We start from the raw sequence: 24,060 nt of genomic DNA, 5'->3' as shown, positions 1-24,060 counted from the left end.
GTAACGTGTCGGGGCGGAGGGGAACATGAGCGCGGGCGGGCAGACGGGCGCGAGCCGGACGGCGATCGCGCGGCTGGGCGGTTTCACCGCTTTCGTCTGGATCGCGGGCCTGGTCGTGGCGGGCATCGTCGCCCTCATCTACGCGGACGAGGGCGGCTTCGACGTGGGTGCGGTCGGTGTCGACGAGGACTACGCGCGCGAGCCGTGGACGAGCCCGGACCCGATCGTCGCGGACGACCGCGGCGGCGGCGGGATCGAGGTCTGGGGTCCGCTCGACGATCTCGTGAACTCCGTCGCGCACCTCGCGGGGATCGTGGTCGCACTCGCCCTGAATCCGGGCTGGCTGCGCACGATGTGGGAGCGTCGCAGCCGGGGTCAGAGTCTGCGAGGGTCGGATGCCGCGGGCGCCGAGCAGTCGGGGGCTCGCGCGCCGCGGCCTGCGGGGTCCTCGCGCTGGTCGCGTTCCTCGCGTTCGAAGCGTTCCTCGCGTTCGAAGCGGTCGGCGGCGCGGGGAGCGCGGGTGCGCGACGAGAAGCCCGCCGAATCCGAGGCGACCAGGATCAAGCGACGTGCCGTCGGGGAAGGAGTCGCGGAGAGCGTCGGGGGAGAGGCGGTCGATCTCCATCGAGGCGGTCGCCGGGTATGCCTCGGCGCCGCAGCTGCTCGCGCCGAAGCCCCCGTCGTCCTCGGTGACGACATCGAGGCAGGACTGGGCGCCGCCGGGGCCGAAGGTCTGCGGGAACACCAGCACGCTGAGGCTGTCGCCGCCGCGGCGGAGGGGAGCTGGGCGGCCGGCGCGACACCCGACGGCAAAGGCGAGTTCACCTACCTCGACGGGCCGACGACGTCGGTGCTGATGCCGACTCCGACGCAGCCCGACCCGCGGTTCTACGGTACGGACGCCAAGCCCAACGTGATGGACAAGGCGGCGGGCGTCGTCAAAGACAAGCTCAGCAAGAAGTGAGCCGCGGCGTGCGCAGCGCCGTGATCAGTGGGCGGTGCGCACGCCGACGAGGTCGTGCACGAGCACGGCCGCGGCTCGGGCTCCTTGGCCTGCGGCGACGATGAGCTGCTGCGGGCCGGGGGAGGCGGCATCCCCCGCGGCGTACAGTCCTCGCACGGACGTGCGCCCGGAGCGGTCCGTCACCAGGTTGCCGAACCCGTCGCGCTCGAGATCGAGGCCGCCCAGGAAGTCCAGCGCCGGATGCCACTGCGGGCGCACGAACCCGCCGTCGACCTCGACGCGTCCGCCCCCCTGCAGGCGCACCGCCGACACGGCGCCCCTGTCGCCTTCGAGGTCGTCGATCCGGCGGCGTTCGACGACGATCCCGGATGCCGCGAGCTCGGCCTCTTCGACCGTGTTCACGGCGTCCGAGCCGTGCGTGAAGACGGTGAGCCGGTCGGTCCAGCGCGCGATCAGCCGCGCCCTCACCGCGAGGTCGGGCGTCTCGCCGATGAGCGCGAGGGGCCGGTCCTGCAGCTCCCACGCGTCGCACGCGGCGCAGCTGAAGACGGTCATCCCGTAGAACGCGCGGAGGCTCGGGATGTCCGGGAGCGTCTCGCGCAGACCCGTCGCGACGAGCACCGAGCGCGCCGAGACAGCGGGCGGGATGCTCGCGCCACGGCCGCTCAGCGCCGCGATGAATCGGCGTCCGTCGCCGCAGTCCTTCTCGAGGAGAGCCGTCGCGGCGATGCGGTCGTACACCGTCACGTTCGGGTAGGCGGTGAGCTCCGCCCTGGCCAGCTTGCGCAGCTCGAGGGGCGAGACCCCGTCGCGTGTGAGGAACCCATGCGAGCGCAGCGTGGCGGCGTTGCGGGGCCGGCCGGCGTCCACGACCACCACCGACGCACGCGCGCGCGCGAGGTTCAGCGCCGCGGAGAGCCCGGCGGGACCGCCGCCGACGACGACGACGTCGACCTCGGTGGGCGGCGCGTCCGCCGAGGCGGGAGGGGTGTCAGCCATGGCCTTCTCCTTGGGGAGGCAGGGCGGCGATCACGGGATGGTCCTTCGCGATCACGCCGGTCTTCGCCGCGCCGCCCGGCGAGCCGATGTCATCGAAGAACTCGACGTTCGCGGTGTAGTAGTCCTGCCACTGGTCGGGCAGGTCGTCCTCGTAGTAGATCGCCTCGACGGGGCAGACCGGTTCGCAGGCGCCGCAGTCCACGCACTCGTCGGGGTGGATGTACAGCGACCGCGTGCCCTCGTAGATGCAGTCGACCGGGCACTCGTCGATGCAGGCGCGGTCCTTGACATCGACGCACGGCAGCGCGATCACATACGTCACCGGACGAGCGCTCCCCGCGAGATCCCGACCTGCTCGTCGCGCGGCACCACCTTGACGCGCTCGCGGGTGTGGACGTGCTCGGCGCCGAGCGACCGCTCGTGCGCGTCGAGGGCGAGCCAGCCGTCCCACGTCGTGTAGGCGACCTCGCGCTCGTCGAGCAGGTCGAGCACGTCTTCATCCAGAGTGGGGGCGACGAGCCGGCCGGCCTCGACGTCGGCCACGAGGTGGGCGATCGTCTCCATCGCGTCGGACTTGGTGTGGCCGATGAGTCCCACGGGCCCGCGCTTGATCCATCCGGTGGCGTAGAGGCCCGGGATCACCGGTGCGTCGGCGTCGCCGGTGGTGGAGGCATCCGTCACCCGTCCCTCGACGTTCGAGACGACGCCGGCCTTCTCGTCGAACGGCGCGTCGACGACAGGCGTGCCGTAGTAGCCGACGGCGCGGTACACCTGCTGCACCGCGTAGTCCCGGAACGCGCCGGTGCCGCGCACCCGGCCGTCGCCGACGGGCTCGGTGCGCTCGAAACGCAGCCCTTCCACCCTGGCGTCGCCGAGCACCTCGACGGGCGAGTGGTAGAAGTGCAGGTGCAGGCGGCGGCTCGCACCGGTCGACTCCCGCGTGCGCCAGCTCTCGAGGATGCGCAGCATCACTTTGAGCTGGTTGTTCGCCGGTGTGAGGCCTTCGAGGTGGGCGAAGTCCTCGTCGCTCACGACGATGTCGACGTTCGGCACCTCGCCCAGCTCGCGCAGCTCGATCGGCGTGAACTTGATGTCGGCGGGTCCGCGGCGGCCGAAGACGTGCACATCGGTGACGGCGGATGCCTCCAGCCCGGCGAGCACGTTGTCGGGGACCTCGGTCGAGCGCAGGTCGACGGCGTGCTTGGCGAGGATGCGGGCGACGTCGAGCGCCACATTGCCGTTGCCGATGACCGCGACCTCGCGCTGGTCGAGCGCCCACTCCGTGGGCACGTCGGGGTGACCGTCGAACCACGCGACGAAGTCCGCGGCCCCGAACGATCCGGGCAGGTCGATGCCGGGGATGTCGAGCGACGCGTCGCGGATCGCCCCGGTGGCGAGGATCACGGCGTCGTACCGCTCGTGCAGCTCGGCGAGGGCGATGTCGCGGCCGACCTCGACGTTGCCGATGAACCGGGTGTCTCGACGGTGCGCGGCCAACGAAGAGCGATCGAGCATCTCGTGGAGCGAGTTGACGATGCCCTTGATGCGGGGGTGATCGGGCGCGACGCCGTACCGGATCAGGCCGTACGGCGCCGGCAGCGACTCGAAGAGGTCGATCTCGACGGAACCGCCGACGGCGGTCACCGTTGTGGTCAGGATGTTGCCCGCGTAGATGCCGGCGGGACCGGCGCCGACGATCGCGACGCGCAGGTTCTGGAGGCTCGAGGAGGTCACTGCGTGGGGGCCTTTCGGGAGGTGCCGGAAACGGCGAGGGGGTCGTACTGCGTGAGATGTCGGGTGGTGAGCTGCTCGGGTGCGTAGGGGCTCAGCCGCACGACGTCGCCGACGACGACGACGGCGGGGGAGCGGATGCCTCGTTCCGCGGCCTGGTGCGCGATGGTCGCGAGCGTGCCGACCGTGACCCGCTGGCGCGGTCCGTATCCGTCCTCCACGACTGCGACCGGGCAGTCCGCCCCGCGCTCGCCGCGGGCCAGCGTGATCGCGGAGTTCGCCAGCGTGCCGATCCCCATGAGCAGGACGACGGTGTGGTCGCGTCCGCCGCCGAGGGCCTCGATCTGGTCGTGGGCGGTGGCGACCGTGAACGCGGTCGCGACGCCGCGGTGGGTGAGCGGGATGCCGGCGATCGCGGGCACCGAGATCGCGCTGGTGATCCCCGGCACGACCTCGACCGTGACGCCCGCCGTCTGGCAGGCGAACAGCTCCTCGCCGCCGCGGCCGAAGACGTACGGGTCGCCGCCCTTCAGGCGGACGACCGTCTTGCCGCTCTGCGCGAGCTGCACGAGGAGGGCGTTGATGGCGTCCTGCGGCACGGCGTGATGGCCGGGCAGCTTGCCGACGTCGACGACCTCGGCCCGGAGCTCGACGCCGTCGGCGGCGAGCCCTTCCAGCACCGCCCGGGCGCCGAGCCGGTCGGCGACGATGACGTCGGCCGCCTCGAGGGCGCGCAGTCCCTTGACGGTGAGGAGGCTCGCGTCGCCGGGACCGGCCCCGACGAGCCACACCTTGCCGGTGGGCGTCGACTCCGGCACGTGTATGAGGGCGGTCATCGGGAACCTCCTGTGATGAGAAGACCCCGGCGCTGCAGCATCCGGCGCTCCAGGGGACCGAAGAAGACGAGCTCGATGAGCACGCCGATGGCGAGGATCACCAGGATGGTGCCCAGCACGCCGGCGAGGTCGGCGAGATCGCGGCTGTTCTGCAGCATCGAGCCGAGTCCGAAGCCGATGGTGCCGCCCATCGCGATGATCTCGGCGGCCATGAGCGAGCGCCACGAGAACGCCCAGCCCTGCTTGAGCCCAGCGAGGTAGCCGGGGAGGGCGGCGGGGAGCACGACGGCGGTCGCGAGCTGCCAGCGGGAAGCGCCGAGCACGGTCCCCACGCGGCGCAGCTGCGGCGGCACCTGGTCGATGCCCGCGATGAGGCCGTTGACGATCGACGGGATCGCGCCCATGAGGATCACGAAGTACACGGTCGCGTCCGACAGGCCGAACCAGATGATGGCGGCGGGCACCCATGCGACCGACGGCAGTACCTGCAGGCCCGAGATGATGGGCCCGACGGCACGGCGGATGGGGCGCACCTCGGCGAGCAGCAGGCCGATCGGGGTGCCGACGACGATGGCGATGAGGAAACCGATGATGCCTCGCTCGAGGCTCGTGGTCACCGCCTCCTGCAGGCGTCCCGCGTCCCACGCCGACCCGAGCGCGGCCGCGACGTCGGCGGGCCCCGGGACGATGTCGGGCCGCGGCTGAGCGATCACGACGTACAGCTGCCACGCGACGATCAGGAGGATCACGAAGACGATCGGCGGAACGACGCTCGCGGTGATGCGACGCCAGTGACGCGGGCCGGTGCTCGCGTCGGTCTGGAGGCGATCCAGCCCGGCCTCGAGCGACCTCAGCTCGTCGGAGTGTGCGGCCTCTGCCCGGTTTCCGGTGTGGACGGCATCCGTCTTCGAGGCGGTGAGGGTGTCATGCGGCATTGCGACGGATCTCCTTCCGCAGCTGGTCGGTGATCTCCACCGAGAGCGCGGCGACCTCGGGCGACTCGATGCGGCGCCCCGTGGTCTTCGCGATCTGCCACTGCTGCACGACGCGCCCGGGGCGGCTGCCCATGAGCACCACGCGCTGACCGAGACGCGCCGCCTCGCGCACGTTGTGCGTGACGAACACGATGGTGCGGCCGGTGGCCCGCCACACGCGCTCCAGCTCCTCGTGCAGCAGGTCCCGCGTGATGGCGTCGAGTGCCGCGAACGGCTCGTCCATCAGGAGCACCGGCCGGTCCTGCGCGAGCGCCCGCGCGAGGGCGACGCGCTGTCGCATGCCGCCGGAGAGTTCGTGCGGTCGCTTCTCGGAGGCATCCGCCAGATTCACGGTGTCGAGCAGGGTCAGCGCCTTCTCGCGGCGCTCGCCACGGGGGACCCCGCGCAGACGCAGGGCGAGCTCGACGTTCTTGCGCGCGGTGAGCCACGGCATCAGGGCCGACTCCTGGAACATCACGGCCGAACCGTCGACGGGCGTGTCGATCCGACCCGCCGTGGGGCGATCGAGGCCGGCGATGAGGTTGAGGAGCGTGGACTTGCCGCAGCCGGATGCGCCCAGGAGACACACGAACTCGCCGGGGGCGATGTCGAGCGACACGTCGTCGAGCACGACCGGGCCGGCGCCGAACCGCTTGGACACGCCGTCGATGCGGACGGCGGGGGCGGGGGCCGGCGCCGGCACGGGCACCGGCGCGACACCGTCGAAGCTCGGTGCGAACGGCACGGCCACGCTCGGCGCTGCCGGCGCAGCGGTGACCGGCGCGCCGGGTGCGCCCGCCTCCGGGGATGCCGGCGTCTGAGCCGGCGAGCTCGGTGCGGCCCCGGGGGCGGAACCGGGAGCGGTGCTCATGTCAGTCCTCGCCGAGTCCTGCGGCCGAGACCGGCTCGGTGCCGTTCCCCTCGAGCAGCTCGTTGAGCAGGCGCAGATCGAACAGGCCCTCGATCGAGCCCTCCTTCTGCGTGCCTGCCCCAATGCCGTTGTCGACGAGCGTCTCGAAGGTGTCGGCGTGCGGGTCGACCGAGAAGGTGACGTGCTCGAGGGCGCGCTCGATGACGGCGTCGGCGAGCGGCTTTCCCGCTTCCTTCTCGATCGCGCCGTTGATCACGGCGGGGGCGTCGGCGGCGTTGTCGGCGATCCACTGTACCGACGCCTGGTGGCCCGCGAGCAGGTCGGCGACGACGTCGGGGTGCTCATCGAGGAACTCCTTGCGCACCAGCAGCACGGTGGTGGGGAACTCGCCGTCCTCCCACAGGTCGGCCTCGTCCTGCAGCACCTTCGCGCCGGCGTCGATGATGAGCCGCGAGACCCAGGGCTCCGGTAGCCACGCGCCGTCGAGCTGGCCCTGCTGGAACAGCGTCAGCGTCTGCGCGTTCTCGGTGGGCGTGATGTTGACGTCGCCGCCGCCCGACGTGTCGGTCTCGAACCCCTCGTCGGCGAGCCAGACCCGCGCCGCGACGTCCTGGGTGTTGCCGAGCTGCGGCGTGGCGATCATCGTTCCCTCGAGGTCGGCGGCGTCGTCGATGCCCTCGCGGACGACGAGCGCGGCACCGCCGGTCGCGGCGCCGGCGATGATGCGCGCCGACTCGCCGTCGGACTGGATGAAGGTGTTGATCGACGGGTTCGGCCCGATGTAGGTCGCGTCGATCGCGCCGGCCGAGAGCGCCTCGATGGCGGCGGGTCCGGCGTTGAACACCTGCGTGGTCACCTCGACGTCGCCGAGCGCGTCCTGGATGAGTCCCTCTTCGAGGCCGACGAGCGCCGGCGCGTGGGTGACGTTCGCGAAATATCCCAGGCGCAGCTCGTCGACCGACGAGCTGTCGCTGCCGCCCGACGCCTCGCCGGGCGACGCGGCGGCGGAGGCGCAGCCGGCCATCATTGCCGCCACGAGCCCCAGGGTTGCCAGTGTGGTCAATGAACGGCGTGCGGTCGCGGTGCGGATGTTGTTCACGGTGTCGCCTCCTTAGGTCGGGTGGTGCTCGATCGGGGTGGGAAGGGTGTGCGCGACGGGTCAGTCGCGCACGATGCCGGCGGCGAGCGTGGCGCCGTCGGACGGATGGATCACGAGGAACGATCCCCCGTGACGGCTGGCGCGGTAAGGCTCCAGCGGCAGGTCGGCCGCCAGGCGCAGCCGCACGCGGCCGATGTCGTTGGTCTCGAGCGTCTGCGCCGGCTCGTGCACCAGTGCGTCGAGGTCGTAGCGCGACTCGATCTGCGCGACGATGGCCTGCACGGTCGCGGTGCCGTGCTTGACGAGGACGCGGATGCCGGGCGTCAGCGCCCGCGCGTCGAGCTGGAAGAGCTCCGCCTCGAACTCGCGACGTGCCGTCGGCAGCGAGCCTGCGGCGACCACGAGCGCGCCGCGCGCGGTGTCGATCTCGTCCTCGAACTCGAGCGACACGGACTGGGGAGCGGTGGCCTCTTCGACCTCGACGCCGGCCGACCGGATGCCGGTGACGGTGGTGGCGCGGGCGGCGGGGAAGATCTCCACGCGGTCTCCCACGCGCACGACGCCGCTCGAGATGCGACCGGCGACGGCGCGGTAGTCGCGCAGACCCTCGGCCTCGTCGGCGTCGATGTCGGGCGCAAGACCGCCCTGCGGACGCAGCACGAGCTGCACCGCCAGTCGCAGCGGCTCGAGCTGACGCTCGGCGTCGTCTGCGGCGGGCAGCGTCTCCAGCAGCTCGAGGAGAGCAGGCCCGTCATACCAGGGGGTGCGCTCCGAGCGCTCGACGACATTGTCGCCCTCGAGCGCCGACACGGGCAGCACGTGCAGATCCTCGATCCCCAGCTCGGCCGCGACCGCACGGGCCTGCGCGGCGACGTCGGCGAAGGCATCCGCCGAGAAGCCGATCAGGTCGATCTTGTTCACCGCGACGATGACGTGCGGAACGCGCAGTAGCGCGACGACGGCGAGGTGACGCTTCGTCTGCTCGAGCACGCCCTTGCGGCCGTCGACGAGCATCACGACCGCGTCGGCGGTCGTCGCACCGGTGACCATGTTGCGCGTGTACTGCACATGGCCGGGGCAGTCGGCGAGGATGAACGACCGCGCGCCCGTGGAGAAGTAGCGGTAGGCCACGTCGATCGTGATGCCTTGCTCGCGCTCGGCCCGGAGGCCGTCGGTCAGGAGGGCGAAATCGACCTCGCCGTGCGCGAAGCCGCGGTCGGCCGAGGTGCGGGCGACCTGCTCGAGCTGGTCGGCGAGGATCGCCTTGGAGTCGTGCAGCAGGCGGCCCACGAGCGTCGACTTGCCGTCGTCGACCGAGCCCGCCGTGGCGAAGCGCAAAAGGGTCGGCTGCGCGGTTAGTGTCGCGGTCATCAGAAGTACCCGTCCTTCTTGCGGTCCTCCATGGCCGCCTCGCTGAGGCGGTCGTCGGCGCGTGTCGCACCGCGCTCGGTGAGGGTCGAGACGGCGACCTCGGCGACGATCGACGCGAGGTCGGCGGCATCCGATTCCACCGCTCCGGTGCAGCTCATGTCGCCCACGGTGCGGTAGCGCACGGTGCGCACTTCGACCGTCTCGCTCTCGCGCGGCGGTGAGAACGGGCCGACCGGGCGCCACATGCCGTCGCGGGCATAGACCTCGCGTTCGTGCGCGAAGTACAGCGACGGCAGCGGGATGCCCTCGCGCTCGATGTAGCGCCACACGTCGAGCTCGGTCCAGTTCGAGATCGGGAACGCACGCACGTGCTGGCCGGGCGTATGGCGGCCGTTGTAGAGGCTCCAGAGCTCGGGGCGCTGGTTGCGCGGGTCCCACTGGCCGAACTCGTCGCGCAGCGAGATGATGCGCTCCTTGGCGCGGGCCTTGTCCTCGTCGCGACGCGCGCCGCCGAAGACGGCGTCGTGGCGGCCGGCGGCGATCGCGTCGAGGAGCGGCAGCGTCTGCAGGGGATTGCGGGTGCCGTCGGCGCGCTCCTGCAGGCGGCCGTCGTCGATGTAGTCCTGCACGCGGGCGACCGCGAGACGGATGCCGAGGCGCTGTACCGTCTCGTCGCGGAAGGCGAGCACCTCGGGGAAGTTGTGTCCGGTGTCGACGTGCAGCACCGGGAACGGCACCTTGCCCGGCGCGAACGCCTTGGTGGCGAGGTGCAGCACGACGACGGAGTCCTTGCCGCCCGAGAACAGCAGCACCGGGCGCTCGAACTCGGCGACGACCTCGCGGATGACGTGGATCGCCTCGGCCTCGAGCAGGTCGAGCGTGCTGAGGCCCGCGGGCGCATCCCGGGAGTCGGAGATCTGCCGCGAGTCGGACGTTTCGGCCGAATCGGTCCGATTGTCGGAAGATCTCCGAGTCTGTGGCGTGGTGGGGGCGGTGGCCGTGTTCGACAGAGTCATTCGTGGAGCCCGCATTCGATTTTGGCGGAACCGGCCCAGCGGCCGGATCGGGGGTCTTCGCCGGGGGCGACCGGCCTCGTGCACGGCTCGCAGCCGATGGAGGGGTAGCCGAACCCGACGAGCAGGTTCACCGGCGCCTTGTGCGCGGCGGCGTAGGAGAGCACGTCGTCGAAGTTCCACGCGGCGACCGGGTTCACCTTGACGAGACCGTTGCGCTCGTCCCAGGTGACCAGCGGCGTGTTCGTGCGGGTCGGCGCCTCGTCGCGGCGCACGCCGGTGAACCACACCTCATAGCCGCCGAGCGCCTGCTGCAGCGGGGCGACCTTGCGGCGCGCGCAGCAGAGGCTCGCGTCCCGCTCGAAGAGTTTCGCTCCGAACCGCGCATCCTGCTCGGCGACGGTCTGGTCGGGGGTGATGTCGACGATCCGCACGTCGAGTGCGCGCTGCACCTCGTCGCGCGTGGCGTACGTCTCGGTGAAGTGATACCCGGTGTCGAGGAACAGCACGTCGACGCCCGGCAGCTGCTCGGCCACCAGGTGCGGGAGCGCGGCGTCGGCCATCGAGCAGGCGACGGCGGCGGCATCCGTCCCGAAGTTGCGCGCGACCCACGCGACCACCTCGGCGGCGGATGCCTCGTGGTCGGTGAGGCTGCCGAGCTCGGCGTTCCCCTGCGCGGCGAGCGCCTCGAGTTCGTCGCGGGAGCGCTTGACCGCGATGCGCGGGGCGAGGGAGACGGTCACCGCAGCGCCTCCTCTCGCGCGCTTCGCCCTCTTGCGTGTCCCGATTTCCCGCCTTCGTGTCCCGAAAAGGGAGTGCTCAGCGCCGCCTTGCGAACGAAAGTGAGACATGCAGGCGCTGTGGGGGCGGGGATCGCGGCGCGGCTCACTGCAGGGCCTCCTCTTCGGCCCGGTGCGCCCACTGCGCGAACGTCTCGTTCGACGCGGTGTCGCGGTCGGCGAGGAAGCGGGTGACCACGCGCTCGACGTAGTCGGCGATGCCGTCGGCGGCCACCTTGAGGCCGCGCACGGTGCGGCCGAGACCGGGCTCGTCGCGGTCCTGCGACGCCAGCCCTCCGCCGAGGTGCACCTGGTAGCCGGGAACCTGCTCGCCGTCGATCGTGACGAGCTGGCCCTTGAGCCCGATGTCGGCGGTCTGGATGCGCGCGCACGAGTTGGGGCATCCGTTCACGTGCAGGGAGATCGGATGCGGCAGCTCGAAGCCCTTGAGGCGCTCCTCGAGGTCGATGACGGCCGCCGTGGCGTTGACCTTCGTCTCGACGATCGCGAGCTTGCAGAACTCGATCCCGGTGCACGCGATGGTGCCGCGGCGGATGAGGCTTGGACGCGCCTGCAGGCCGAGGGCGTCGAGCTCGCCGATGAGCGGCTCGACATCGCCTTCCGGCACGTCGAGGATCACGAGCTTCTGGTGCGGCGTGGTGCGCAGCCGCGTGGAGCCGTGCGCCTCGATGACGTCGGCGAGCTTCGCGAGGTTCGAGCCCGAGACGCGGCCGACGATCGGTGTGACGCCGACGTAGAAGCGGCCGTCCTTCTGGCGGTGGACCCCCACGTGGTCGCCGATCGTCGTTGGCTGCGCGGGCGCGGGACCGTCGGGCAGGGCGTAGCCGAGGTACTCGTCCTGCAGCACCTGGCGAAACTTCTCGGTGCCCCACTCCGCGAGCAGGAACTTCAGGCGCGCCTTGTTGCGCAGGCGCCGGTAGCCGTAGTCGCGGAAGATCTGCGTGACCCCGTGCCAGGCATCCGCCACCTGGTCAGGTCGCACGAACGCGCCGAGGCGCTCGCCGAGACGCGGAGTGGTCGACAGGGCGCCGCCGACCCACAGGTCGTAGCCGATGCCGAGCTCGGGGTGTTCGACGGCCACGAAGGCGACGTCGTTGATCTCGTGCACGACGTCCTGGCTGGGGTGGCCGGTGATCGCCGACTTGAACTTGCGGGGGAGGTTGGCCAGCGTCTCGTCGCCGAGGAAGCGTGCGGTGATCTCCCGGATCTGCGGCGTCGGGTCGATGAGCTCGTCGGCGGCGATGCCGGCGACGGGCGAGCCGAGGATGACGCGCGGCACGTCGCCGCAGGCCTCCGTGGTTCCGAGACCCACGGCCCCGAGGCGCCGCCAGATCTCAGGGACGTCCTCGACGCAAATCCAGTGCAGCTGGATGTTCTGACGGTCGGTGATGTCGGCGGTGCCGCGCGCGAACTCGGTGGAGATGCCGGCGATGACCCGCAGCTGCGTGGTGGTGAGCTGGCCGCCGTCGATGCGGACCCGCAGCATGAAGTACTCGTCCTCGAGCTCTTCGGGAGTCAGGGTCGCGGTGCGGCCGCCGTCGATGCCGGGCTTGCGCTGCGTGTACAGGCCCCACACGCGGAAGCGGCCGTGCAGGTCGGTGGGGTCGATCGAGGCGAAGCCGCCCTTCGAGTAGATGTTCTCGATGCGCTCGCGAACGCTCAGGCCGTTGTCGACCTGCTTCCACTCCTCATTGCCGTTGAGCGGCGTCGTGCCGTCGATCTTCCACTGGCCGTTCGGCTTCGACGATGACCGGGGAGGGCGCACGGCGGCGCGCGGACGCTCTGCCGCTGCGCGCGCGTCGGTGTCGCTGATGGTCACGGTGGCCTCCGGGTCGATTCCCGGGCCGCGCCCGGGCAGGACTCGAGCGAGCCCATTCCATGAGGCTAGAAGCGCGCGGCGCCCCGTCCTAAGCGAGTGTCAACGTGCGTTAACCGGCGTAACGGGGCGTCACACAGTTGCGGCGCGGGCGACGTGGGGATGTGATCCGCGTGCCCGGCTGCTGAGCCGGCCCGCAGTCGGGCTCAGCCGGCGCGGCCGGCGGCGACGCGGTAGCGGTCGACGACGAGGTCGACGAGGGCGGTGGGCGGCTCGTCCTCGCCCAGCAGCGGCGCCGCGACGGAAGCGCCGTCGGCGAGCGTCACGGCCAAGTCGTGGAAGTACCCGGGGGCGAGGAGGTAGTCGGCGACCACGACGCGGGAACCGCTCGTGCGCGCGGCTCCCACCGCGACGTCGACGCGTGGGTCGGCGGCCGCAAGGAAGCCGACCGTGATCTCGCGTCCGAGCCGGGCGCCCAGCATCCGTCCGATCTCGCGGCAGTCCTCATTCGCACGGTCGTCGCTGGAACCCGCGACGGCGAGCACGACGGCATCGGATGCCGCGAGCTCGAGCGGAGCGAGACGGGCGAGCAGGGCGTCGACGAGCCGGGAATCGGGTCCGAGTGCGGGGGCGATGAGGACGCCATCACGCCCCGCCGTCTGCTGGATGAGGTCGACACGCACGTGATAGCCGGCTGAAAGCAGGAGCGGCACGACCACGACGGGCGCGCCGGCGGGGATCGCGTCGAGGGATGCCGCGACATCCGGCTGCTGCACGTCCACGTGCCCGAGCCGCACGATCGTGTGGGGCAGCCGCCGGGCTACCGCCTCGACGAGCGACTCCACCGCCGCCTGCCCCGCGGGCGACGACGTGCCGTGCGAGATGGCGAGGAGCGCGGGCGTCGAGGTCACGCGCCCATTGTGCCTCGCCTCGATGACGGGCGTGTGACGCAGACGCCCGCGAGAGACCACGGACGCGCCGAGACATCCCGTTCGCAGTGGTGTCTCGGCGCGCGTGTGGCTTGTGGACGGATGCCGCGTCTCAGGCCGCGCCGGCCTCCCGGCCGCGTGCGAAGCCGGCGTCGAAGCCGCGCTCGTACGCGCGCTGCGCGCGCCGGCCGCCGTGGTGTCCGCGATAGGGTCGGGCGCGGAGGAATCATGACCGACCCGATCGCCCAGCTGCAGACCCTGCGATCCAGCATCGACAACATCGACGCTGCCCTCGTCTTCATGCTCGCCGAGCGATTCCGCTGCACGAAGCAGGTCGGCGTCCTCAAGGCCGAGCACGGGATGCCGGCATCCGACCCCTCCCGCGAGGAGCAGCAGACCGCGCGCCTGCGCCGCCTCGCCGCGGAGGCGGACCTCGACCCCGAGTTCGCCGAGAAGTGGTTCAACTTCGTCGTCGCCGAGGTGATCCGCCACCACACCGAGGCAGCCGAGGAGCGCTGAGCCACCGCCTACGCCGCCGGCGTCAGGCCGGCCGCACCCGCAGCCAGCGGAACCCGTGCGCGGGCAGCTCGAGCCCGCCCGACAGGTCGACATCCTCGCCGGTGACGACGTCGGTGGCGTCGGCCCGGAACCCCGAGAGCGTCTCGGCCTCGACGACGACCGCGTCATCGCCGACGTTCGCGAGCACGAGCACGACGCCCTCGCCGATGCGCTGGAAGCCGACGACCGACGGATGCGGGGTGTGGAACGGCGTCAGCGGGATGTCCGCGAACTCCGGCGTCCGCCGCCGCGCCTGAATCAGCGCCGTCAGCCGGGCGTGGATGCGGCCCGCCACCGTCGTCGGGTCGTGTCGCGCCGCGAACGCGACCGGGTCGGCCGCCGGTCGGTGCACCCACCGGCTGTCGCCCGCGTGGGCGGGGTCGTCGCGGTAGCTGTAGTCGTTCAGCTGCCCCAGCTCGTCACCGAGGTAGAGCAGCGGGATGCCGCCGGTGGACAGCGCGAGCGCATGCGCGAGGATGACGCGGTCCTCGCCGCCGGGGTCACCCGCCTCGACGCCGGCGAGCGACGCCGTCGTTCCCGTCACGCGGGCGTCGCCGGTCTTCGGGTTCTCCTGGAAGGGCACCCCGCGCGAGAACGTGCCGGGGAAGCGGCCCACGTAGAAGTCGTTGAGGAACCGGCGGTGGGAGTAGCCGTCGATGCCGAGGGCCGCGGCATCCTCGTCGGCGAAGGTCCAGCCGATGTCGTCGTGACTGCGGACGTAGTTCACCCACGCAGTGCCGGCGGGCAGGGCGTGACGCTCGTCGAGCGCCTTCTGCAGGAGGCGGCCGTCGCGGGTGGCGAGCGCCTCCCACCCGAGCGCCATCTGCAGCGGGTTGTAGGAGAGCTGGCACTCGTCGGTCGAGATGTAGGTGATGACCTCGTCGGGGTGCACGATCGCCTCGGACTTGAAGAGCACCGACGGAGCGCCCAGCGACAGCACCTGGTTGAAGGCGCGCAGCAGCAGGTGCGCCTCGGGCAGCGACTCGCACGTCGTGCCGAGCCGCTTCCAGATGAAGGCGACGGCATCCATCCGCAGCACCTCGACGCCCTGGTTCGCGAGGAACAGCATCTCGCCCGCCATCGCGCGGAACACCGCTGGGTTCGCATAGTTGAGGTCCCACTGGAAGTGATAGAACGTCGCCCAGATCCAGCGGCCGTCATCGAGCTGCACGAACGCGCCCGGGTGGTCGTCGGGGAAGATCTCGCGGACGGTCTCCTCGTACCGGTCGGGCATCGTCCGGTCGGGGAAGATCAGGTAGAAGTCCTCGTACCCCGGCTCACCCGCGACCGCCTTCCGCGCCCACTCGTGCTCGTTGCTCGTGTGGTTGAAGATGAAGTCCACGACGAGCGAGATCCCCGCCTCGCGCAGGTCGGCGGCGAGCTCGGCGAGGTCGTCCATCGTGCCGAGCTTCTCGTCGACGGCGCGGTAGCTCGACACCGCGTACCCGCCGTCATTGTTCCCCTCGGGCGAGGCGAACAGCGGCATGAGGTGCAGATAGGTGAGCCCGAGTTCGCGGAAGTAGGGGATGCGATCCCGGATGCCGCGGAGCGACGCCGCGTACCGGTCGACGTAGCAGACGCCGCCCAGCATCCGCTCCGACAAGTACCACTCCGGGTCGGCCGTGCGCCGACGGTCGAGCGCCTTCAGGTCGTCGGGCCGGTCGCGCCAGCTCGCGGCGGCCGACGCGACGACGGCGGCCAGCGCCTCGCGGCCGTCCTCGCGCTCGCCGTAGAGCTGCCGGAACAGGTCGTGCAGCACGGGCAGGGACTCCTGCAGGCGGGCGTCGAACGCCGCATCCGGTCCGCCGAGTTCGGCCCTGACCGCAGCCCTTGCGGCCTCGAAGTCGGTCGTCGGATCGGGGCTCAGACGTGCCATGGTGCTCCCAGCGTCGGGTCGGTGTTCCGCATCGTAGCGCGGCCGGGGACCGCGAGTGCGATCCCCGGCCGCGCCGGTCACACGGGCTCCGTCACGCGATGGCGCGCCGCAGCATCCCATACGAGAGGGCGGCCAGCAGGGCGCCGACCAGCACCATCCCACCGGTCACCGCGATGGGTGTCAGCGAGCCGAAGAAGGCGAACAGATCGCCCCACGCCCGCAGCTGCCCCACGAGCCACATCGCGGCGATGAGCACGAAGCCCAGCGAGACGAGCACGACCGTGAGGACGAGGTTGCCCCACCGCTTGTAGACGGTCGCCGCGCAGAACCCGACGACGAAGAACAGCATCGCGAGCCCGAAGAAGAACAGCCCCGCGACGACGGGGCCCTGCGACCAGACCCACGGCAGGTAGAACATGTAGCCGCCGATGCCCCAGCCACCGGTCGCCTGCTCGATGAGCCCGCCCACGATGAAGAGGGCGGCGAGTACGAACGACGTCAGGGCGGCGGTCAGCAGGGTGCCGAGGTAGAACTCGCGCCGGGTGACGCTCATGGCCTGCGAGAACGGGAACGTCAGGGTGAGGGCCTGCACGCCGACGACGCCGAAGTACCACAGCGGTGCCTGCGCGCCGCCGCCGAACATCTGCGCGTCGGCCCCGCTGCTCGAGATGAGCCCGAAGATCGCGAGACTGATGAGGAGCGTGCCGCCGAGGATGATCAACGGCACCCAGATGTAGGTGGCGCGGTTGACCAGCTGCATGCGCACGACGTTGAGGGTGCGGTTCATCGGAGTGCTCCTTCGTCGGTGGTGGCGGCGTTCTGGGTCTGCCGCACGATGAGCTGCTGCAGCGAGACGGGGGTGACGTCGAGGCCGGATGCCGCCAGTTCGGCGCGGTCCGCAGCGGTCAGCTCGCCGATCACCGTGGCGCTCGTGACGCGGCCGAGGGTCTCGCGGTGGATCACCTCGCGGCCGGCGACGAACGCCTCGACGGCCGCGGAATCGCCGACGACCGTGGCGGCCCGGCCGCGCACGGACTCGGTGTCCTCGTCCATCACGATCCGGCCGCCGTCGATCACGATGACCTTCTCGAGCAGGTTCGCGACCTCGTCGATCAGGTGGCTCGACAGGATGATGGTGCGCGGGTGCTCCGCGTAGTCCTCGAGCAGCCGGTCGTAGAAGATCTGGCGGGCGACGGCATCCAACCCCAGGTACGGCTCGTCGAAGAAGGTGACCTCGGCGCGGGCCGCGATGCCGATGATGACGCCGACGGCCGAGAGCTGACCGCGGGACAGCTTCTTGATGCGCGTCTTCACGGGCAGCCGGAACTCGCGGATGAGCTTGTTCGCGAGCGCCTGGTCCCACTGCGGGTAGAACAGCCGCGCGATGCGGAACGCGTGCAGCGGCGTCGCGTCGTCGGGGTACTTCTGGCTCTCCCGCACGAAGCACATGCGGCTGAGCACGGCGGCGTTCTCGTACGGCGACTCGCCGAACACGCGGACCTCGCCCGCGGTCGGGAAGTTCTGCGCCGTGAGGATCGACATGACGGTGGTCTTGCCGGCGCCGTTGCGGCCGAGCAGTCCGTAGATCGAGTCGCGCTCGATGGTGAACGAGATGTCGTCCACGGCGGTGGTGTCGCGGTAGCGCTTGGTGAGGTTCTTCACCTCGATGACGGCGGTCATCGTGCGGTTCCTTTCGTTCCGGATGCGGTGGCGCGCTCCGCCAGCAGGCGCGCGAGGTCGTCGGGGCCGAGGCCGAGCTTGCGGGCTTCGGCGATCAGCGGGTCGAGGTAGCGGTCGGCGAAGGCCGAGCGCCGCTCGGTGAGCAGGAGCTCGCGCGCACCGTCGGCGACGAACATGCCGATGCCGCGTCGCTTGACCAGCACACCCTTGTCCGTGAGCATCGTGATCCCCTTCGCCGCGGTGGCCGGGTTGATGCGATGGAAGGCGGCGAGCTCGTTCGTCGACGGGGCCTGGTCCTGTTCGGACAGGCTGCCGTCGATGATCGAGTCCTCGATGCTCTCCGCGATCTGCAGGAAGAGCGGGCGTCCCTCATCGACCATTCCGACTCCGCGTTGTTCGTTGGTTAGTTACATGAGTAGGTAACCATTGAACCCGAGGAGTGTCAAGACGGCCGTGCGGCCGGAATCAGACGGAGCGGACCGCCTGCCCGAGGCGGCGGACGATCTGCTCGAGGATCGGCCTCGGCGTCGCGAAGATCAGGCGGGTGAAGCCCGTGCCGGCCACGCCGCACATCGACCCCTCGGTGAGGGTGACGCCGGCCTCGCGGGTGAAGAAGTCCGCGGGGCGGTCGCCGAGCCCGACGGCGCGGAAATCGATCCAGCCGACGTATGTCCCCTCGGGCTCCGGCATCCAGGCGCCGGGGATCTCCTCGGCGAGCAGGTCGAGGAGGGTGTCGCGGTTCTGTTCGAGGTAGGGCACGAGGTCGGCGAGCCACCGGTCGCCCTCGCGGTAGGCCGTCGCGTTCGCGATGGCGCCGAGGTTGCTGGTGCCGTGACCGGCGAAGGGGCCGAGCTTCTCCCAGGTCTCGCGGTCGGCGTCGCTCGTGAGCACCAGCTGCGCGCACTTGAGCCCCGGCAGGTTCCACGCCTTCGACGCACTCATCGCCGTGATCGTGTGCTGCGCCGCGGCGGGGGAGACGGTCGCATAGGGGGTGTGGGTGGCGCCGCCGTAGACGAGGGGCGCCCAGATCTCGTCCGAGAACACGCGGCCGCCGTTGCGCTCGACGACCTCTGAGATCGCGACGAGCTCGTCCCGCGAGAACACGCGCCCCACCGGGTTGTAGGGGTTGCAGAGCAGAAGGAGGCCGCCGCCGTCGTCGAAGGCGCGCTGCAGCGCGTCGAGGTCGAACTCGTACCGACCGTCGCGGACGGCGAGCGGCACCTCGATGACCTCCCGCCCGCGCATCGGCGGCACGAAGAGGAACGGCATGTACGACGGCGTCGGCACGATGATCTTCGACCCGGCGGCGGAGCAGTGCTCCATCGCGAGCTCGAGACCCATGATGACGTCGGGGATCGGCTGCACGTCGGATGCCGCCACCTGCCACCCGTACCGACGCGCGACGAACTCGGCGGTCGCCGCCGAGAGATCCGCCGAGATCCCCTGCGGCATGTAGCCGAACGACCCGGCATCCACCGCGCGGTGAAGGGCGGCCGTGATCGTCGGGTCGATCCCGAAGTCCATCTCGGCGACGAACGCGCCGAGCGTCCCGTCATCCGCCGACCATTTGGTGGCCCCCGTCGAGCGCAACTGCTCGATCGTCGTGCCGTCGATCCGTCGTGCGAACCCGCTCATGGCGCTCCTCTTCTCGGGCTCTCTTGATTCTGGCGGATCGCCGACGCCGTGTCGTCGCCCCGGCGCGCGCGTGATACCACCGTCGGCGATTCATGCAACCCGATGGATCGATTTGATTCCGGTCAACGATCTTCGTTACCGTCGAAGAAGGGCCTCGCGCCCTCGACGACCAGTCCGCGCCCCTTCGAACCGACATCCTGAGGTGTCGACGACGAGCGGGCGTATGGTCGGCGGTCTGGATGACGAGCCCGATGTTCGTCGTCGGAGCGCTGCACTCGAGTGACGTTTTCGCTCGTGCGGATGCCGGTGACCGCCACCCGGGCGCTACCTATGCGGACGCGTGCGCGCCCGCCGAGGGAAGCACGTGACAACTGCCGCTGTCGAAGCGAAGAACCTGTTCAAAGTCTTCGGACGCAATCCCGCTCAGGCCGTCAAGCGCCTGCAGGCGGGAGAACGCCGGGACGCGGTCCGCGATGCGGGTACCGCCGCCGTGATCGACGCGAGCTTCCGCGTCGAGAAGGGCGAGATCTTCGTGATCATGGGCCTGTCGGGGTCGGGTAAGTCCACCATCATCCGCATGCTCAACGGCCTGCACGACGCGACCGGCGGGGAGGTGCTGGTCCACGGCGAGCCGATCACCGGCATCCCGGCCGCGAAGCTGCGCGGCATCCGTCGTGAGCGCATCGCGATGGTGTTCCAGCACTTCGCCCTGCTGCCGCACCGCACCGTCGCCGCCAACGTCGCCTACCCGCTCGAACTGCAGGGCGCCCCCAAAGCCGAGCGCCTCGCGAAGGCCGAGGAGATCCTCGCCCTCGTCGGCCTCGAGGGCTGGGGCGACAAGTTGCCCTCGGCGCTGTCGGGCGGCATGCAGCAGCGCGTCGGCATCGCCCGCGCGCTCGCCGCCGACACCGACATCCTGCTGATGGATGAGGCGTTCAGCGCGCTCGACCCGCTGATCCGCCGCGAGATGCAGGAGCAGCTGCTCGAACTGCAGCAGACCCTGCAGAAGACGATCATCTTCATCACGCACGACCTGAACGAAGCGATGTTCCTCGGTGACCGGATCGCGGTCATGCGCGACGGGCGCATCGTGCAGATCGGCACCCCCGAGGACATCCTGACCGACCCCGCCAACGACTACGTCGAGCAGTTCGTGCAGGACGTCGACCGTGCGCGCGTGCTCACGGCGGCGAACGTCATGGAGCGTCCCGGCTCGGTCTCGGTGACCGTGGCCGCCGGTCCCCGCACGGCGCTGCGGACCATGCGCGACGCGCGCATGGCGGCCGTCTACGTGACCGACCGCAGCCGCAAGCTCCTCGGCATGATCACCGACCGCGACGCGCTCAAGCTCGTCCGCCGCGGCGAGACGACCATCTCGTCGCTGCTGCGCCCCGTGCCGCAGGCGGTCGGCCGCGACGACGTCCTCATGGACCTGTTCGTCCCCGCCGCCGAGTCGCCGCTGCCGCTGGCGGTGACGGATGCCGAGGGTCGCCTCGTCGGCGTCATCCCGCGCATCACGCTGCTCACCGCGCTCGGCCCCTCGACGACCGAGACCACCGAGATCCCCGTCATCCTCGACCCGGTCCCGGGCGCCGAGATCGACGCAGCCCTCGCAGGTGCCGCCGGCGAAGGCCCCGCATCCGACGCGGAGGTGGTGCGCTGATGGATGGTTTCCGTATCCCCGTCGGCGAATGGGCCGACGCCGCCGTCGACTGGATCCGCGACACGCTCGGATGGCTGCTCTCGTTCATCTCGACGGTGGTCGGCTGGCTGGTCGACACGCTCGCCGACGCGCTGCTCGCGCTGCCCATCGTCGTCGCGATCGTGCTGTTCGCCGCACTCGCCTGGCTGCTGCGCTCGTGGCGTTTCGCGATCGGCACCGTGATCGGCTTCGTGCTGATCCTGGGCGTCGGTCAGTGGGTGACCGCGATGCAGACCCTCGCTCTCGTGCTCGTCGCGGCGCTCATCGCCGTCGTCATCGCGGTGCCCGTCGGCATCGCGGCGGCGCGCAGCGACGCGTTCAGCGCCGCCATCCGCCCGGTGCTCGATCTCATGCAGAGCATGCCGGCGTTCGTCTACCTGATCCCGGCGATCGTCTTCTTCAGCATCGGCGTGGTACCCGGCGTGATCGCGACCGTGATCTTCGCGCTGCCGCCGGGCGTGCGACTCACCGAGCTCGGCATCCGCGGAGTGGACAACGAGACCGTCGAGGCCGGCCACGCCTTCGGTGCGACGCCCGGCCAGATCCTGCGCGGCGTACAGCTGCCGCTAGCGATGCCCAGCATCATGGCGGGCGTCAACCAGCTCATCATGCTCGCCCTGTCGATGGCGGTCATCGCCGGCATCGCCGGCGCCGACGGTCTCGGCAAGGAGATCGTCCAGGCGATGTCGACAGTCAACATCGCGAAGGGCGTCGAGGCCGGCCTCAGCGTCGTGATCCTCGCGGTGTACCTCGACCGCCTGACCGGCGCGCTCGGCGATCTGAAGAACCAGCGCGGGTCGCTGCTCGGAGCGATGGCGCGGCGCCGCCGCGGATCGGGCGGCGACGGTGCTCCTCGCGGCGACGCCGAGGACGCGGCAGCCGAGGCGGAGCGCGAGACGGCGTCGCCGCGACGCGCGGCCATCGCCACCGGCGGCCTCTGACCACCCAACGTGCGGCCCCGGCCGCACCGTCCGGTTGCACCCGGACCTGCACGATACGGAACCAGCAATCACATACGGAAGGCACTTCATGAACAAGCGACACCTGACCGGCATCCTCGCGATCGGCGCCACGGCATCCCTCGCGCTGGCCGGCTGCGCCAGCGGCAACCAGGCCGAGGGCGGTTCGAACGAGGGAGGTGACGAGAGCCTCGGCACGATCACGCTCGGCTACCTCCCGTCGTGGACCGACGGCCTCAGCACCGCGTACCTGCTCGAGGATCAGCTCGAGAAGATCGGCTACACGGTCGAGATGCAGGAGCTCACCGAGGCGGGCCCGCTGTACGCCGGCCTCGCGCAGGGCGACGTCGACATCTACCCGTCGGCCTGGCCCGAGCTGACCCACAAGTCCTACATGGACGAGTACGGCGACCAGATCGAGGACCTCGGCTCGTACTACGACGGTGCCAAGCTCACCATCGCTGTGCCCGAGTACGTCGACATCGACTCGATCGAGGACCTCGAGGCGAACGCCGACCGCTTCGGTGGCAAGATCTACGGCATCGAGCCCGGTGCGGGTCTGACGAAGCAGACGCAGGAGTCGATGATCCCCGCGTACGGTCTCGACGACAGCTACCAGCTCGTGACCTCGTCCACCGCGGCGATGCTGACCGAGCTCGACAGCGCGATCGCTGCCGAGCGCGACATCGTCGTGACCTCGTGGCGGCCGTTCTGGGCCAACGATCGGTACGGCCTGAAGGACCTCGAAGACCCGAAGGGTGCAATGGGAGAGGCCGAGGCGCTGCACTTCCTCGGCACGGACGGCTTCGCCGAGGAGTACCCCGAGGCGGCGGAGCTCATCAAGGGGATCACCCTCGACGACGAGCAGTACGCCTCGCTCGAGGACATGGTCGTGAACGAGTACGGCGAGGGCAAGGAGGCCGAGGCGATCGACGCGTGGCTCGAGGAGAACCCCGACGCCTACGGCACGATCGTCACCGACTGACCGTCGGCGACGTCAGGGGGATCCGGCTGCGGCCGGGTCCCCTTCGTCGTTCGGACGCTGCGTCAGCGGCTGGGCGACCTTCTTCTCCAGCACCTCGACCGCCTCGTCCGACAGGGCGATGAGCCCGTCGATCTCCTCGCGCACGCGCTGGTAGGCGAGGTGGCGCTCGGCGGGGGTGGCGGCTTCGTCGGTCGCGACGGCGAGCATGCGGGATGCCGTCGCGAGGCGCTTGCGCTCGGCGTCGGTGAATCCGGAGTCGCGCACCCGACGGGCCTCGCGCTCGGCGAGGTCGAAGGCGACCTCGAAGTCGGTGACGGCCTTGCGGTACTCGCGCACCTGGTCGGCGGACGGCTTCGACCCGTCGGCCGGTCGCGCGCGGTCGGCGACCTTCTTGGCGCGCAGGAACCCGGCGGTGAGCGGGTCGCGGCCGTCGCTCATCGACGGGAACGCGATGAGCTTGGCGACGTCGAGCTCGTAGTCCAGCCAGCGATGCGTGACCTCGTCGTGCACGGCGCGCAGGTCGTCGAGCTGATCGGCGAGGGACTGCGACGGCGCCTCGACCTCGGCTGCGGAGGCCGAGCCGATGCCGCGCTTGACGGCGGCACGGGCGGCGGTGAGCTCGGCTTTCGCCTTCATGATCTCGAGGCGCTGCTTGTGCCGACGCTTCGAGGCGGACGCCCACGAGCCGCTGGCGGCCGAGGCGAGTCCGAAGAGCGGGAACACGAGCCACCAGTAGTTGCCGGCGAAGGCCCAGAATCCGTCCACCCGCTACACCTTACGTGCGGGGACGATCGTCACGACCGCCGCGGCGCGACCTATAGGCGTCGAGAGCGGATGCCGCGCCCTCCGCCGCGCGCGTGATGCCGTCGACCGAGCGGGCGATCGCCCCACCGGCGATGACGGTCCAGACGGGCGCGGCGGGTGCGTCGGTCGGGGCGTCGTCGGGGCGGTGCCCGGCGCGGCGCCACGCCTCCTGCTCGGCGGCGGTGAAGGCACGGCCCACCTCGTCGACGGCGGACCGGTAGGCGGTGAACTGCTCGGGGGTGAGCTTCGCGGTGGGGGATGCCGGGCGCAGCTCGCGGGCGGCGCCCTCGAGGCGCAGGAACTCGGCCGTCGCGGGGACCCGCACGTCGCTCATCGCGGGGAAGGCGAGGCGGCGGGCGGCATCCGTCTCGTACTCCATCCAGCGCGCGGCGATCGCGTCGTGGGCGGCCATGAGGCGCGCGAGCGGGAGGTGCTTCGGGTCGGTGCCGCGGGCGGGG

Annotated in this window: 23 protein-coding genes and 1 pseudogene; 5 read left to right on the top strand and 19 right to left on the bottom strand. The window is 71.0% G+C overall.

The features are described 5' to 3' along the window. Positions 1-25: 25 nt before the first annotated feature. Positions 26-964, top strand: coding sequence for a hypothetical protein (locus NH287_RS07540; RefSeq protein ID WP_253035090.1), 939 nt, complete (start codon positions 26-28; stop codon positions 962-964). A gap of 24 nt (positions 965-988) precedes the next feature. Here NH287_RS07540 and NH287_RS07535 read toward each other — a convergent pair whose 3' ends face one another. From NH287_RS07535 to NH287_RS07480, 12 genes are all read right to left on the bottom strand, one after another. After that, a complete protein-coding gene (locus tag NH287_RS07535) occupies positions 989-1,963 on the bottom strand; it encodes an NAD(P)/FAD-dependent oxidoreductase (protein ID WP_253035089.1) in 975 nt (324 codons plus the stop codon). Continuing rightward, positions 1,956-2,285, bottom strand: coding sequence for a ferredoxin (gene fdxA / locus NH287_RS07530; RefSeq protein WP_253035088.1), 330 nt, complete (start codon positions 2,283-2,285; stop codon positions 1,956-1,958). Before fdxA ends, NH287_RS07535 begins: the two co-directional genes overlap by 8 nt. Continuing rightward, on the bottom strand, positions 2,282-3,697 hold the full coding sequence (locus tag NH287_RS07525) for an FAD-dependent oxidoreductase (RefSeq protein WP_253035087.1): 1,416 nt from the start codon (positions 3,695-3,697) through the stop codon (positions 2,282-2,284). The genes fdxA and NH287_RS07525 overlap by 4 nt, the downstream gene beginning before the upstream one ends. Next, on the bottom strand, positions 3,694-4,530 hold the full coding sequence (gene cobA, locus NH287_RS07520; RefSeq protein WP_253035086.1) for a uroporphyrinogen-III C-methyltransferase: 837 nt from the start codon (positions 4,528-4,530) through the stop codon (positions 3,694-3,696). Before cobA ends, NH287_RS07525 begins: the two co-directional genes overlap by 4 nt. After that, positions 4,527-5,465, bottom strand: a complete 939-nt coding sequence (locus NH287_RS07515; protein ID WP_253035085.1) for an ABC transporter permease — start codon at positions 5,463-5,465, stop codon at positions 4,527-4,529. Before NH287_RS07515 ends, cobA begins: the two co-directional genes overlap by 4 nt. Then, complete coding sequence (locus NH287_RS07510; protein ID WP_253035107.1) at positions 5,455-6,174, bottom strand: ABC transporter ATP-binding protein; 720 nt, start codon at positions 6,172-6,174, stop codon at positions 5,455-5,457. Before NH287_RS07510 ends, NH287_RS07515 begins: the two co-directional genes overlap by 11 nt. A 202-nt stretch (positions 6,175-6,376) precedes the next feature. Then, positions 6,377-7,474 (bottom strand): ABC transporter substrate-binding protein, encoded by a 1,098-nt coding sequence (locus tag NH287_RS07505; RefSeq protein WP_253035084.1) that lies wholly within the window; start codon positions 7,472-7,474, stop codon positions 6,377-6,379. 60 nt (positions 7,475-7,534) lie between these two features. Continuing rightward, on the bottom strand, positions 7,535-8,845 hold the full coding sequence (locus NH287_RS07500) for a sulfate adenylyltransferase subunit 1 (RefSeq protein WP_253035083.1): 1,311 nt from the start codon (positions 8,843-8,845) through the stop codon (positions 7,535-7,537). After that, positions 8,845-9,861, bottom strand: coding sequence for a sulfate adenylyltransferase subunit CysD (gene cysD, locus NH287_RS07495; protein ID WP_253035082.1), 1,017 nt, complete (start codon positions 9,859-9,861; stop codon positions 8,845-8,847). The genes NH287_RS07500 and cysD overlap by 1 nt, the downstream gene beginning before the upstream one ends. Continuing rightward, positions 9,858-10,601: a phosphoadenylyl-sulfate reductase gene (locus NH287_RS07490; RefSeq protein ID WP_253035081.1), complete on the bottom strand. Its 744-nt coding sequence runs from the start codon at positions 10,599-10,601 to the stop codon at positions 9,858-9,860. Before NH287_RS07490 ends, cysD begins: the two co-directional genes overlap by 4 nt. A 142-nt stretch (positions 10,602-10,743) precedes the next feature. Further along, complete coding sequence (locus NH287_RS07485) at positions 10,744-12,477, bottom strand: nitrite/sulfite reductase (protein WP_308210399.1); 1,734 nt, start codon at positions 12,475-12,477, stop codon at positions 10,744-10,746. 203 nt (positions 12,478-12,680) lie between these two features. After that, positions 12,681-13,385, bottom strand: coding sequence for a sirohydrochlorin chelatase (locus NH287_RS07480; protein ID WP_253035080.1), 705 nt, complete (start codon positions 13,383-13,385; stop codon positions 12,681-12,683). 246 nt (positions 13,386-13,631) lie between these two features. Between NH287_RS07480 and NH287_RS07475 the strand changes: the two genes are divergently transcribed. Continuing rightward, positions 13,632-13,922 carry a chorismate mutase gene (locus tag NH287_RS07475; RefSeq protein ID WP_253035079.1) on the top strand — a complete coding sequence of 97 codons (291 nt, stop codon included), beginning with the start codon at positions 13,632-13,634 and terminating at the stop codon, positions 13,920-13,922. 22 nt (positions 13,923-13,944) lie between these two features. Here NH287_RS07475 and NH287_RS07470 read toward each other — a convergent pair whose 3' ends face one another. From NH287_RS07470 to NH287_RS07450, 5 genes are all read right to left on the bottom strand, one after another. After that, positions 13,945-15,837: an amylosucrase gene (locus NH287_RS07470; protein ID WP_253035078.1), complete on the bottom strand. Its 1,893-nt coding sequence runs from the start codon at positions 15,835-15,837 to the stop codon at positions 13,945-13,947. 91 nt (positions 15,838-15,928) lie between these two features. Next, complete coding sequence (locus tag NH287_RS07465) at positions 15,929-16,624, bottom strand: hypothetical protein (protein WP_253035077.1); 696 nt, start codon at positions 16,622-16,624, stop codon at positions 15,929-15,931. Continuing rightward, positions 16,621-17,517 carry an ABC transporter ATP-binding protein gene (locus NH287_RS07460; RefSeq protein WP_253035076.1) on the bottom strand — a complete coding sequence of 299 codons (897 nt, stop codon included), beginning with the start codon at positions 17,515-17,517 and terminating at the stop codon, positions 16,621-16,623. The genes NH287_RS07465 and NH287_RS07460 overlap by 4 nt, the downstream gene beginning before the upstream one ends. Further along, positions 17,514-17,897 carry a GntR family transcriptional regulator gene (locus NH287_RS07455; RefSeq protein ID WP_064002872.1) on the bottom strand — a complete coding sequence of 128 codons (384 nt, stop codon included), beginning with the start codon at positions 17,895-17,897 and terminating at the stop codon, positions 17,514-17,516. The genes NH287_RS07460 and NH287_RS07455 overlap by 4 nt, the downstream gene beginning before the upstream one ends. An 85-nt stretch (positions 17,898-17,982) precedes the next feature. Continuing rightward, positions 17,983-19,152, bottom strand: coding sequence for a MalY/PatB family protein (locus NH287_RS07450; protein WP_253035075.1), 1,170 nt, complete (start codon positions 19,150-19,152; stop codon positions 17,983-17,985). 364 nt (positions 19,153-19,516) lie between these two features. Between NH287_RS07450 and NH287_RS07445 the strand changes: the two genes are divergently transcribed. The 3 genes from NH287_RS07445 (at position 19,517) to NH287_RS07435 (ending at position 22,798) form a co-directional block, all read left to right on the top strand. Continuing rightward, positions 19,517-20,815 (top strand): glycine betaine/L-proline ABC transporter ATP-binding protein, encoded by a 1,299-nt coding sequence (locus NH287_RS07445; protein ID WP_217529007.1) that lies wholly within the window; start codon positions 19,517-19,519, stop codon positions 20,813-20,815. Then, positions 20,815-21,795, top strand: a complete 981-nt coding sequence (locus NH287_RS07440) for a proline/glycine betaine ABC transporter permease (protein ID WP_253035074.1) — start codon at positions 20,815-20,817, stop codon at positions 21,793-21,795. Before NH287_RS07445 ends, NH287_RS07440 begins: the two co-directional genes overlap by 1 nt. A gap of 88 nt (positions 21,796-21,883) precedes the next feature. Beyond that, positions 21,884-22,798, top strand: coding sequence for a glycine betaine ABC transporter substrate-binding protein (locus NH287_RS07435; RefSeq protein WP_253035073.1), 915 nt, complete (start codon positions 21,884-21,886; stop codon positions 22,796-22,798). Between the two features lie 12 nt (positions 22,799-22,810). Here the strand turns inward: NH287_RS07435 and NH287_RS07430 are convergent, their stop codons facing one another. Beyond that, the gene (locus NH287_RS07430) at positions 22,811-23,563 is read right to left on the bottom strand and encodes a hypothetical protein (RefSeq protein ID WP_253035072.1); all 753 of its coding nucleotides are present in this window, start codon (positions 23,561-23,563) and stop codon (positions 22,811-22,813) included. A 10-nt stretch (positions 23,564-23,573) separates the two neighbouring features. Next, positions 23,574-24,060, bottom strand: a pseudogene (locus NH287_RS07425) (hypothetical protein); the annotation flags it as partial.

The organism is Microbacterium sp. CnD16-F (genome assembly GCF_024124465.1).
GTDB lineage: Bacteria > Actinomycetota > Actinomycetes > Actinomycetales > Microbacteriaceae > Microbacterium > Microbacterium gawkjiense.
This window is presented reverse-complemented; position numbering and strand designations above follow the sequence as displayed.

Excerpts from the sequence above, each read along its gene's own strand:
- cobA (WP_253035086.1), bottom strand. The coding sequence starts at position 4,530 with ATGACCGCCCTCATACACGTGCCGGAGTCGACGCCCACCGGCAAGGTG.
- NH287_RS07465 (WP_253035077.1), bottom strand. The coding sequence starts at position 16,624 with ATGAACCGCACCCTCAACGTCGTGCGCATGCAGCTGGTCAACCGCGCC.
- NH287_RS07470 (WP_253035078.1), bottom strand. The coding sequence starts at position 15,837 with ATGGCACGTCTGAGCCCCGATCCGACGACCGACTTCGAGGCCGCAAGG.
- NH287_RS07535 (WP_253035089.1), bottom strand. The coding sequence starts at position 1,963 with ATGGCTGACACCCCTCCCGCCTCGGCGGACGCGCCGCCCACCGAGGTC.
- NH287_RS07500 (WP_253035083.1), bottom strand. The coding sequence starts at position 8,845 with ATGACCGCGACACTAACCGCGCAGCCGACCCTTTTGCGCTTCGCCACG.
- NH287_RS07455 (WP_064002872.1), bottom strand. The coding sequence starts at position 17,897 with ATGGTCGATGAGGGACGCCCGCTCTTCCTGCAGATCGCGGAGAGCATC.
- NH287_RS07475 (WP_253035079.1), top strand. The coding sequence starts at position 13,632 with ATGACCGACCCGATCGCCCAGCTGCAGACCCTGCGATCCAGCATCGAC.
- NH287_RS07515 (WP_253035085.1), bottom strand. The coding sequence starts at position 5,465 with ATGCCGCATGACACCCTCACCGCCTCGAAGACGGATGCCGTCCACACC.
- NH287_RS07540 (WP_253035090.1), top strand. The coding sequence starts at position 26 with ATGAGCGCGGGCGGGCAGACGGGCGCGAGCCGGACGGCGATCGCGCGG.
- cysD (WP_253035082.1), bottom strand. The coding sequence starts at position 9,861 with ATGACTCTGTCGAACACGGCCACCGCCCCCACCACGCCACAGACTCGG.
- NH287_RS07435 (WP_253035073.1), top strand. The coding sequence starts at position 21,884 with ATGAACAAGCGACACCTGACCGGCATCCTCGCGATCGGCGCCACGGCA.
- NH287_RS07450 (WP_253035075.1), bottom strand. The coding sequence starts at position 19,152 with ATGAGCGGGTTCGCACGACGGATCGACGGCACGACGATCGAGCAGTTG.
- NH287_RS07440 (WP_253035074.1), top strand. The coding sequence starts at position 20,815 with ATGGATGGTTTCCGTATCCCCGTCGGCGAATGGGCCGACGCCGCCGTC.
- NH287_RS07460 (WP_253035076.1), bottom strand. The coding sequence starts at position 17,517 with ATGACCGCCGTCATCGAGGTGAAGAACCTCACCAAGCGCTACCGCGAC.